Origin of the sequence: Streptomyces anandii JCM 4720 (assembly GCF_014650655.1) — a bacterium.
Taxonomy (GTDB): domain Bacteria; phylum Actinomycetota; class Actinomycetes; order Streptomycetales; family Streptomycetaceae; genus Streptomyces; species Streptomyces anandii.
The window spans coordinates 39,116-49,702 of record NZ_BMVJ01000015.1 but is presented as its reverse complement, the minus strand read 5'-3'; the positions used below and the strand labels follow the sequence as shown (position 1 = coordinate 49,702).

At 73.2% G+C, this 10,587-nt stretch carries 8 protein-coding genes, 1 tRNA gene and 1 pseudogene; 7 read left to right on the top strand and 3 right to left on the bottom strand.

The features are described from left to right. Both IE249_RS24710 and IE249_RS24705 read right to left on the bottom strand, forming a co-directional pair. The coding region (locus tag IE249_RS24710) for a nucleic acid/nucleotide deaminase domain-containing protein (protein ID WP_229859205.1) at positions 1-2,433 on the bottom strand (2,433 nt) is incomplete at its 3' end. 10 nt (positions 2,434-2,443) lie between these two features. Next, positions 2,444-3,472, bottom strand: coding sequence for an SMI1/KNR4 family protein (locus IE249_RS24705; protein ID WP_189708027.1), 1,029 nt, complete (start codon positions 3,470-3,472; stop codon positions 2,444-2,446). 334 nt (positions 3,473-3,806) lie between these two features. Here IE249_RS24705 and IE249_RS24700 point away from each other — a divergent pair, with 334 nt between their 5' ends. Both IE249_RS24700 and IE249_RS24695 read left to right on the top strand, forming a co-directional pair. Then, entirely contained in the window at positions 3,807-4,322 is a 516-nt protein-coding gene (locus IE249_RS24700; protein ID WP_189708025.1) for a YwqJ-related putative deaminase, read from the top strand. A gap of 75 nt (positions 4,323-4,397) precedes the next feature. Continuing rightward, positions 4,398-4,892 carry an SUKH-3 domain-containing protein gene (locus IE249_RS24695; protein WP_189708023.1) on the top strand — a complete coding sequence of 165 codons (495 nt, stop codon included), beginning with the start codon at positions 4,398-4,400 and terminating at the stop codon, positions 4,890-4,892. Between the two features lie 51 nt (positions 4,893-4,943). Here the strand turns inward: IE249_RS24695 and IE249_RS24690 are convergent, their stop codons facing one another. Next, entirely contained in the window at positions 4,944-6,311 is a 1,368-nt protein-coding gene (locus IE249_RS24690) for a sensor histidine kinase (protein ID WP_189708021.1), read from the bottom strand. Positions 6,312-6,478: 167 nt separating this feature from the next. On the opposite strand from IE249_RS24690, the gene IE249_RS24685 reads away from it, so the two are divergent. From IE249_RS24685 to IE249_RS38405, 5 genes and pseudogenes are all read left to right on the top strand, one after another. Continuing rightward, positions 6,479-7,360: a hypothetical protein gene (locus IE249_RS24685; protein WP_189708019.1), complete on the top strand. Its 882-nt coding sequence runs from the start codon at positions 6,479-6,481 to the stop codon at positions 7,358-7,360. An 8-nt stretch (positions 7,361-7,368) separates the two neighbouring features. Beyond that, positions 7,369-7,441, top strand: a tRNA-Gln gene (locus IE249_RS24680). A 110-nt stretch (positions 7,442-7,551) separates the two neighbouring features. After that, positions 7,552-9,000 carry a bifunctional UDP-N-acetylglucosamine diphosphorylase/glucosamine-1-phosphate N-acetyltransferase GlmU gene (gene glmU / locus IE249_RS24675; RefSeq protein WP_189708017.1) on the top strand — a complete coding sequence of 483 codons (1,449 nt, stop codon included), beginning with the start codon at positions 7,552-7,554 and terminating at the stop codon, positions 8,998-9,000. Between the two features lie 149 nt (positions 9,001-9,149). Continuing rightward, entirely contained in the window at positions 9,150-10,124 is a 975-nt protein-coding gene (locus IE249_RS24670) for a ribose-phosphate diphosphokinase (RefSeq protein ID WP_189708015.1), read from the top strand. A gap of 200 nt (positions 10,125-10,324) precedes the next feature. Continuing rightward, positions 10,325-10,587: pseudogene (locus IE249_RS38405) on the top strand (50S ribosomal protein L25/general stress protein Ctc); the annotation flags it as partial.

Sequence of the window (10,587 nt, the reverse complement as noted above, 5' to 3'; positions counted from 1 at the left end):
GAACCGGAAGATCCCCGGCCCGAACGCGCCCGCCAGCTCCTGCGCGATCGCCTCCGGCGGGACCGGCGGCACGGGCTGCACCGGCGGCAGCGGCGCGCGCACCGGGCCCGGACGTGCGGGACCGTCCGCGACCTGGTGCAACTCGCCCTGATGGGCGAGGAGTTGCCGCATGCCCTGCTGCCGGCTCGCGTGGTCGGTGCCGTACGGCGCGATCGAGGTGATCCGCGCCTGCGGCCACTGCTCACGGATCATCCGCGCGCAGTACGCGCCCGGCAACTGGCAGGACTCCAGCTCCGTGTGCAGTTCGAGCACCTGGTCCGGCGGCACGTTCATGGCGCGCAGCTCGTGGAAGATCTGCCACTCCGGGTGCGGGGTGCCCGGCGCGGAGCGCCGGATCAGCTGCTGCTCGGAGCCGTCCTGCGCGCGGTAGCGCAGCACGGCCTGGTAGCCGGGGCCGACCGTGGGCTGCGCCTGCTGGGGATACCCGTAGGCCGGGGGCTGCTGCCCGGGCGGCGGAGGCGGCGGCCCGGGCACGGCCTGCCCGGGCACGGGCGGCGGCATCGCACCGGGCGGCATCGCCGGGGGCGCCGCGTGCGGAGGCATGGGCTGCTGCCCCACGGGCGGCGGCATGGCACCGGGCGCAGGCGGGGGACCCGGGGGCGTACCCGGGGCCTGCGGCGGCGGCAGCGGCGCGCCCGGCCCACCGGCCGGGGGCGCGGCCAGCATGGTCTCCGCATGATGCACACCGCCGGACCCGGCACCGGGGACGCCGGGGGCACCCGGCGCACCAGGGATTCCGGGCGCGCCGGGGGCGCCTGGAGCACCGGAGGTTCCGGGCGCACCGGGGGCTCCGGGCGCACCGGGCATGCCGGGGGCACCCGGTGCGCCGGGGGCGGCCGGCGGCGGGGGCGTGTTCCCGCCGATCGCGTTCGGGTCGGCCAGCATCGTGGCCGCGTGGTGCACGCCACCGGGCGGCGCACCGCCGGGCGTGTGCGGCGGTACGGGGCCGCCGGGACCCTCGGGGACATCCGGACCGCCGGGGCCGCCGGGGCCGAGCGACGACACCAACTGGGTCGGCACGTACCCGCCCGCGCCACCCGGCGCGGCGGGCGCCGCACCCGGCCGGGCGCCCGGCGCGCCCGGGGCACCGGGCGGCGGGGGCGTGGTCGAACCGCCCCGCCCGCGACGCGGCGGAGGCGCCGCCTTGCTGGTCGCCGCGTCCGCGATGTCACCGGCGTTGGGCGCGAGCGGCCGGGCGGGCTGCCCGGCCTCGGCGGGGGTCCCCGGCCCCTGCGGACGGCCGTACGACGACGGACCGGCCGGGGGCTGAGGCGGAGGCGTGCTGCCCTGGGGGCCGCCGACAGCGGGTGCCATCGCCGTGGGCGGGAGTTGGCTGCCGCCGGCCATCAGCGCCGTCTTGGCGTCCGGTGCGGCGGGCGGCGGGGTGTCGTCGCCGAAGTCGTCCGGTCCGCCGAGCTGCGGCGCGAACACCGTCGCGGGCAACGGCACCGAACGGTCCTCCCCGCCGTCGGCGTTGGTGTCCGTACCGGCCCACGGCGTGGCCCCGACCGGAACACCGGGCGCAGCGGGAGGCCCGGCCGGCGAATCGGCGGGCGGCGCCCAGCCGGCGGAACCGGCACCGGCAGGCCCAGCGGCAGGCCCCGCGGGCCCGACAGCCGAACCGGCGCCCCCGGCCGGCGAATCGGCGGGCGGCGCCCAACCGGCAGGCCCGGCAGGCGGACCCGCGGGCCCGGCGGGAGCAACCTGACCGGCGGCACCGGCCGAAGAACCGGCGGGCGGAACCGAGCCGGCGGCACCGGCAGACGGCACCGAACCGGCCGCCGCCCCCGCAGACGCGGCGGGCGGGCCCGCGGGCCCGGCAGGCGCAACCTGTCCCGCCGCCCCGGCCGACGAACCCGCGGGCGCCGTAGGCTCGGCAGCCCCAGGCACGGCGCCCGAGGCGGGGGTGTCCGTGGCAGCGGTCACCGGGACCCCCGCCTGCGTCTGCGGCAGCGAGGCGCTGTCCGCCGGCGCCGCGTCCGTTCCCCGGCGGTCCGGGATGCCCAGTTTGTCGGCCGCCTCCTGGAGCCACTCCGGCGGGCTCAGCAAGAACGACGTCTGGTTGAGGTCGACCCGGGCCGGCGGCGCCGGGACCGCGTCCTGGACGCTGTCCGCTCGGCCGTACTCCTCCTCGTACCGGCGGATCACCTCGCCCACCGGCAGCGCCGGCCACAGCGTGGCCTCCCCGCTGTCGCGGGCGATGACCAGCCGCTGCGCACCGCCCTCCGAACGCGGGCCGCCCTCGCGGTCCTCCGCCCACACCACGAACCCGAGGCCGAACTCCCGTACCCGCACCTCACGGTGCTGGTACGCCGGCACGTCCCCGTTGACCCACTCCTCGGCGCGCTCCTGCGCCTGCGCGAATGTCACCATCGCCGCAACCTCACTCCCCCACCGACGGGCCGGACGAGACCGGGACGGCCTTCGCGAACCCGCCGTCCACCATCAGGTTCGCCACCGTCTCCAACTCCGGCGGAGAGCCCGCCAGCCGGGACAGGAACGCGTCGAAGTCCTCGCCGCACGGCATCAGCAGCCGCTCCACCCGCTCGGCCTGCGGCCACGACGGATCCACGTCCCGTACGTCGTCGTAGGCGCAGAACCACACCGAACCGAGCCGGTCGCCCTTCACCTTCACCGCGAGCAGCCCGCCCTGGACGAACCCGACTCCCAGGTAGTCCTTGGTCAGATGGTCGCGCAGGCACTTGTTGACGTACACCAGGTCGTTGACCGCGGCCTCCTCGCGCACCGTGAAGAAGGGCTGGTCGATCAGCAGCCCCAGCTCCGCGTCCAGCGCGGTCCCCACGGGCGCGCAGCCGCCCGCCGCCTTCAGGAAGGAGCGGTACGCGCCCGGCAGCCGGTACCCGAGGTCCTCCTCGACCCCCTGCACCTGCTGCTCGGAGACCGCCACACCCGACTTCGGCAGCCCGAAGTGCGCGGGGCGCGTCTCCTGCAGCGGCCGCGTGCCCCGCTTCGTCTGGTCGACGTTCGCGGTCGCGATCCCGCCGTGGTGGCGCAGCAGCGCCTTCACCTCGACCGGGACCAGCTCCAGCCGCCGGCCGCCCGCCACGTGGTGCCACGTCCAGCCGTGCGGGGTCGCCACGCTCGGCACGGTGTCCCACAGTTCGTGCCCCGAGGCAGCCAGCGCCGCGTTCGCCGACACGTAGTCCGTCAGCCGCAACTCGTCGACGCCGAAACCCTCCGGCGGCTCAGCGATCTGCGCCGCCGCCCGGGCGTAGGGCGAGAAATCGGGGTAACCGTACTCGTCCACCCGTACCCCTCGAGGGTGACGGGAGGCCCTTACCGGATCCGGGAAGTGCACGACCTGCCCGGCATAGGCCGCGTTCGGCGGCGCGGCCTGTCCTCCGGCCTGGCGGCCGGGTGGAACCCCGAGCCCGAGCCGACCTGTCGTCATGGCGGTTGCCCCCTGCGGCACTCTGTACGGCCCTCGGCGGGAGGGCTCGCCGCCCCCGCACACCAAGGCCCGTATCGACTACTTCTCTCCGAACGCGTCGACCGCGCGCATCGCGGTTGCCGACAGCCTATGCGGTACGCCGACACCGGTCACCGGGCCTCCGGTTCCGCGGCCCCGCCCGCCACGGGCCGCCCCCGCCCCCGCCGTGACCAGCCGTCACCCTGCCGTGACGCACCGCCCCGCACGGGCGTGTCGCGCCGCCCCAGCTTCCGCACCAGCCACGGCATTTGGCACTCTGTGTCCTTCGGGGGATGCCCGGGAGGGGAAAACGATCATGAACGCGACGCAGACGGGACCGCACACCGGCACAGGCGGCGACCCACGCATCGGCTGGAGCGGCACCGACGCGCCGCACGCTCCGGCCCTGCGCCACCGCCGCGACGGCATACTCCCCACCGTCGCCGCCGCCCTCTCCGTCCGCGGCGCCACCCTCACCGGCACCGCCGCCCGCGGCGAGGAGCCCCCCTCCCTGCACCCCCTCGTGCAGGACTTCCTCGACACGCTCACCAGCGCCCAGCGCGACCGCTTCACCGGTCGCTGCGCCGAGACCATCCTCATCTCCCGGCACATCGCCGCCGCCGACGCCGCCCGCAGCAAACGCGCCGCGCGCAAACCCATGACCAACGGCGAGGCCCGCAAGGCCCTCAAGCAGGCCAAGCTCACCGCCCGCCGGATCCGCGAGGACGGCGACCCGCTGCACGGCAGCTTCGCCGCGCCCTGCCGCGCCTGCGCCGCGCTCAGCGCCCACTTCGGCGTCCGCGTCGTCGACCCCACGGCCGACGGCGCCTGATCCCGGCGCCCCGCCCCGGCTTCCCCCGGCCCCACCCCCCGCACGACCACCGCCGCCTCGACGAACGAAGGGCAGATGCACACCGACCGCACCTCAACCACCCGCTTCGCCGTACCCGTCGACGCCGCCCTGCGCGCCGCCGGATGGCAGCCGGGGCGCTGGGACATAAAGCAGGCCGAGATCTGGGCCGACACCCTGCGCGAGCACACCTCGCCGGCGGGACACCGCCACTGCGTCTTCCCCGCGGCCGTCGAGGCCTGGGCCGAGTTCGGCGGCCTGCGCATCGATCCCGCCGGGCCCGGCCGCCGGATCGCCCCCGCCGCCCTGCACCTCGACCCGCTGCACGGCCTCCACATGGCCCGCACCCTCGGCGACCTCGGCCGCGCCCTCGGCACCGAGGTGTGCCCCCTCGGCACCGAGACCGGCACCGAGTCGCTGCTCGCCATCGACAGCGAGGGCCGCGTCTACGCCCTCGACCACACCGGCGACTGGTACCTCGGGCCGGACATCGACCAGGCCCTGTCCGCCCTGCTCGCCGGCGCCGAACCGCACCGGCTCACCACGGGCTGACCCCGGCCCCCGGCCGGACCCCCCGCCGGGACGCCCCCGTCACCGGTGCCGTCAGGACACCGCCGGAATCACCGCCGACACCCGGAAACCCCCCGCGTCGGTCGGCCCCGACACGAACACACCGCCCAGCGCGGTCACCCGCTCCCGCATCCCGAGCAGACCGTTTCCGCCGGACGGCAGCCCCGCCGCCGACGCGGACGCCAGTTCCGGCGGCGGCTCGTTCTCCACCTGCATCGCGATCTCCGACACCCGGTGCGCGAGCCGCACATGCGTCTTCGCCCCGGCCGCGTGCTTGTGGACGTTCGTCAGCGCCTCCTGCACCACGCGGAACGCGGTCTGCTCGACCTCGGCGGCGTACGACCGCGCCTCCCCCTCCACCGACAGGTTCACGACCATCCCGGCCGCCGCCGACTGCCCGACCAGCTCCTCCAGTTCCGACAGGGACGGCCCCTCGCCCTCGGCGGCCCGCGAGGCCGCCGCGGCCGCGGCCGCGGCCGCCCCCACCGCCGCCAACGGCACCGCGGAAACCGGAGAAGCCGCCGGAGCACCCGGAGCACCCGACGAGGAAGCCTGCCGGGGAGCGGGCACCGGCGGCCGCTCCTCCCCGCTGCGCAGCACCCCGAGCATCTCCCGCAGCTCCGTCAGCGCCTGCCGCCCCATGTCCCCGACCAGGGCCGCGTTCTTCACCGCCTTCTCCGGGTCCTTGCGGGCCACGGCCTGGAGCGCGGCGGCGTGCACCACCATCAGGCTCACCCGGTGCGCGACCACGTCGTGCATCTCCCGCGCGATCCGCGTCCGCTCCTCGTTGCGGGCCCACTCGGCCCGCTCCTCCGCCCGCTCCGCGAGCAGCTGCAACTCCCGCTCCAGGCTGTCCGCCCGCTCACGCAGCGACTCCATCAGCCGCCGCCGGGCCCCCACGTACAGGCCGAGGAGGAGAGGAGGAGCGGTCAGGCCCAGCGAGGTCGTGACGGCGGCGAACGGCACGAACCAGTCCCCGAGGGTCAGGTCCCCCCGCGCCATGTCCTGCCGCACCCGTACGAACGTCACGATCATCGTCCCGAACAGCGACATCCCGGCCAGCGCGGCGATGATCCGCCTCGGCAGCTCGCACGCGGCCAGTGTGTAGAGGCCCACGATGCCCATCAGGAAGCCCATCTGGGCCGGCGTGATGGCGATCGCCACCAGCACCACCGCGATCGGCCACCGCCGCCGGATCAGCAGCACGGACCCGGCCAGCAGCCCGAACACCACCCCGACCGCCACCGGCACCCCGGCGTCGCGTGCGAAGGGGATTCCCTCCGCGGCGCACTCCAGCGCGGACACCAGCGCGAGGCTCCCGTCGAGCACCGCGCTGCGCCACCGCGCCCACCACCACGGCCCGTACCCGGCCGCCCGGTGTTCTTCCCCCGTACTGGTCATGCCCTCCAGCCTACGGGCGCCCACCGCGCCTTTTCCGGCGAGTTTCCGCTACCGCCTCACACCACACTCCCTTTCCGATCAACTCCACAATTCACCAAGATCGCTCGAACTGGTGAACCGTCCCCACCCAGCCCCGGAACCTCCCATTCCGGCCGGACGGTATGCTCATGGCACATTTGCGCGGCAAGTACGCCGACTTCCAGGGCCTGCGGGAGCAGGCGATCACCTTGCGGCGGGCAGGACTCAGCCGACGGCAGATCCGCGACCGGCTGCACGTCGACAACAACGACATCCTGAACCGCCTCCTGCAGGGCGAGCCGCCCCCGGAGTGGACCCAGCGCCCACGCGCCAAGGACGACCTCCGCTCCAAGGCACGTGAGTTCCGCCTCCAGGGCTGGACCTACGACCAGATCCAGGCCGAGCTGGGCTGCTCGAAGAGCTCGATCTCACTGTGGGTACGGGATCTGCCCCGCCCCGAGCGGCGCGATCCGAGCGAGCAGGCCAAGCTGGCGGCCCGCAAGCGGTGGGAGCACGAACTGGCCGTACGGGACCAGGCGCGACAGCAGACGAAGGCAGCTGCCATGCGGCAGGTCGGAACAGTGTCGGATCGAGACCTGTTCATGGCGGGAGTCGCTCTCTACTGGGCAGAGGGCACGAAGGACAAGTCCTACGCTCGTCGCGAGACGGCGATCTTCGTCAACAGCGACCCCGGCGTCATCCAGCTCTATCTCGCCTGGTTGCGCCTCTTGGACATCGAGTCCGAGCGGCTGCGGTTCCGCGTGATGATCCACATCACCGCCGACGTGGAAGCGGCCGAGCGCTACTGGGCCGGCGTGGTCGGAGTCGACGTCGCCACGTTCCAGAAGACCACCATCAAGAAGCACAACCCCAAGACCATCCGCAAGAACGTAGGAGAGAACTACCGAGGCTGCCTGGTGATCCGCGTGGCTCAGGGAGCGGAGCTGTACCGCCGCATCGAAGGCTGGTGGACCGGCATGGTGACAGCGGTCTCGGAGCTCGCGGCACCTCCATCCTCAGGTAAGGTCTGACGCAGCCATCCGCCATGGGGTAACTGGTAGCCCGCGGGCCTTTGAAGCCCTGTAGTGCTGGTTCGAATCCAGCTGGCGGAGCTGCACGGTTCGGGTCCTGGCTGCACAGCCAGGACCCGCTCTCATCTCGCCCACCAACCGCCCCGGTATCCTGCGGACGTCCACCCCACCCAAAAGCCGAAGGGCATCCCGTGAGCGCCATTCGCCCGGCAGCCGTCGTCGTTCTCGCAGCGGGTGAGGGCACCCGTATGAAGTCGGCCACACCCAAGGTCATGCACGAGATCTGTGGCCGCTCCCTCGTCGGTCATGTGCTCGCCGCCGCACGCGAGTTGAAGCCCGAGAACCTCGTCGTCGTGGTCGGGCACGCACGCGAGAAGGTGACCGCGCACCTGGCGGAGACCGACTCCCAGGTGCGTACGGCCGTGCAGGAGAAGCAGAAGGGCACCGGGCACGCGGTGCGCATGGGTCTCGAGGAGCTCGGCGGCGCCGTGGACGGGACCGTTGTCGTCGTCTGCGGCGACACCCCGCTGCTCACCGGGGACACCTTGCGGAAGCTCGCCGCCACGCACCAGGACGACGGCAACGCGGTCACCGTGCTGACCGCCGAGGTGCCGGACGCGACCGGGTACGGGCGGATCGTGCGGGACGCCTCCAGCGGCGCCGTGACGGCGATCGTGGAGCACAAGGACGCGACCGAGGAGCAGCGGGCGGTCCGGGAGATCAACTCCGGGGTGTTCGCCTTCGACGGCCGGCTGCTCGCGGACGCGCTGGGCCGGGTGCGGACGGACAACAGCCAGGGCGAGGAGTACCTGACCGACGTGCTCGGGATCCTGCGCGAGGCGGGGCACCGGGTGGGCGCGTGCGTGGCGGGCGACCACCGGGAGATCGCGGGGATCAACAACCGTGTGCAGCTGGCCGAGGCGCGGCGCATCCTCAACGACCGGCTGCTGACCGCCGCCATGCTCGCGGGCGTGACCGTCGTGGACCCGGCGACCACCTGGGTCGACGTGACCGTCACCTTCGAGCAGGACGCCACCGTCCTGCCGGGCACGCAGCTGCACGGCTCCACGCATCTCGGCGAGGGCAGCGTGGTCGGGCCCAACAGCCGGCTGACCGACACGAGGGTCGGAGCCGGGGCGCGGGTGGACAACACCGTCTCCAACGGGGCCGTGGTGGGCCCGGAGGCGTCCGTGGGCCCGTACGCGTATCTGCGGCCCGGCACGCGCCTCGGACTGAAGTCCAAGGTGGGTACGTACGTCGAGACGAAGAACGCCCGGATCGGCGAGGGCACGAAGGTGCCGCACCTGTCCTACGTGGGGGACGCGACGATCGGCGAGTACTCGAACATCGGCGCCGCGAGCGTGTTCGTGAACTACGACGGCAAGGACAAGCACCACACCACGGTGGGGTCGCACTGCCGTACGGGTTCGGACAACATGTTTGTGGCTCCCGTCACGATCGGGGACGGCGCCTACACCGCCGCCGGGTCCGTGATCACGCGTGACGTACCGCCCGGTTCGCTGGCCGTGGCCCGTGGCCAGCAGCGGAATATCGAGGGCTGGGTGGCCCGCAAGCGTCCGGGGAGCGCCGCGGCGAAGGCGGCCGAGGCGGCGTCCCGGGAGCCGGGCGAGGAGGCCTGACCGGAAACGTGTGCGTCAGACACGGCGTACCGTGATAAGTGCACATCCGCACCCCATCAGCTGAGACGGCCTCGCGCGCCCGGTTCGGCGCGGTTGGCGGGGCCATCTCGACACCCAGCTGCGAACACCCCCTCTGAGGAGACAGTGCTGTGACCGGGATCAAGACGACCGGCGAGAAGAAGATGATGTTCTTCTCCGGCCGCGCCCACCCCGAGCTTGCCGAGGAAATCGCCCACGAGCTGGGTGTCGGGGTCGTCCCGACCAAGGCCTTCGACTTCGCCAACGGCGAGATCTACGTCCGTTACCAGGAGTCGGCCCGTGGCGCGGACTGCTTCCTGATCCAGAGCCACACCGCTCCGATCAACAAGTGGATCATGGAGCAGCTGATCATGATCGACGCGCTGAAGCGCGCGTCGGCCCGCTCCATCACGGTCATCGTGCCGTTCTACGGTTACGCGCGGCAGGACAAGAAGCACCGGGGCCGTGAACCCATCTCGGCGCGTCTGGTCGCGGACCTGATGAAGACGGCGGGTGCGGACCGGATCCTCGCGGTGGATCTGCACACCGACCAGATCCAGGGCTTCTTCGACGGCCCGGTGGACCACCTGTTCGCGCTGCCGCTGCTCGCGGACTACGTGGGCAACAAGGTGGACCGCGCGAAGCTGACCGTGGTGTCGCCGGACGCCGGCCGGGTGCGGGTGGCGGACCGCTGGTGCGACCGGCTGGGCGCTCCGCTGGCGATCGTGCACAAGCGGCGCGACAAGGACGTGGCGAACCAGGTCACGGTGCACGAGGTCGTCGGTGATGTGAAGGGACGTATCTGCGTCCTGGTGGACGACATGATCGACACCGGTGGCACCATCTGCGCGGCCGCGGACGCGCTGTTCGCGCACGGCGCGGAGGACGTCATCGTGACGGCGACGCACGGTGTGCTGTCGGGTCCGGCGGCGGACCGGCTGAAGAACTCCAAGGTGAGCGAGTTCGTGTTCACGGACACGCTGCCGACGCCGGGCGAGCTGGAGATGGACAAGATCACGGTGCTGTCGATCGCGCCGACGATCGCCTCCGCGGTGCGTGAGGTGTTCCGGGACGGCTCGGTGACGAGCCTGTTCGACGAGCAGTAGGCGAACCGGCTGTAGGCGCACGTAGATCGTTTTGGGTTCGGCCTCCCCCGCCGAGTAGACTGCTCCAGTTGCTCGGCGAGGGAGGCCGTGGCCGTCTCTGCGGGGACGGATACGGCGGTCCGTAATCGACGCGCTCTTCGTAGCAGGCCGTTCGTGTGGCCGGGTGACCAGTCCCCTTACTACTGCGAGGAGTGAAGAGCATGTCCGAGGTGAAGATCACCGCCGAGACCCGCACCGAGTTCGGCAAGGGCGCCGCCCGCCGCATCCGCCGTGACAACAAGGTCCCCGGTGTGCTGTACGGCCACGGTTCCGACCCGCTGCACCTGACCCTGCCGGGCCACGACCTGCTGCTGGCGCTGCGCACGCCGAACGTCCTGATCTCGCTGGACATCGACGGCAAGACCAACGAGCTGGCGATCCCGAAGTCCGTGCAGCGCGACCCGCTGAAGGGCTTCCTGGAGCA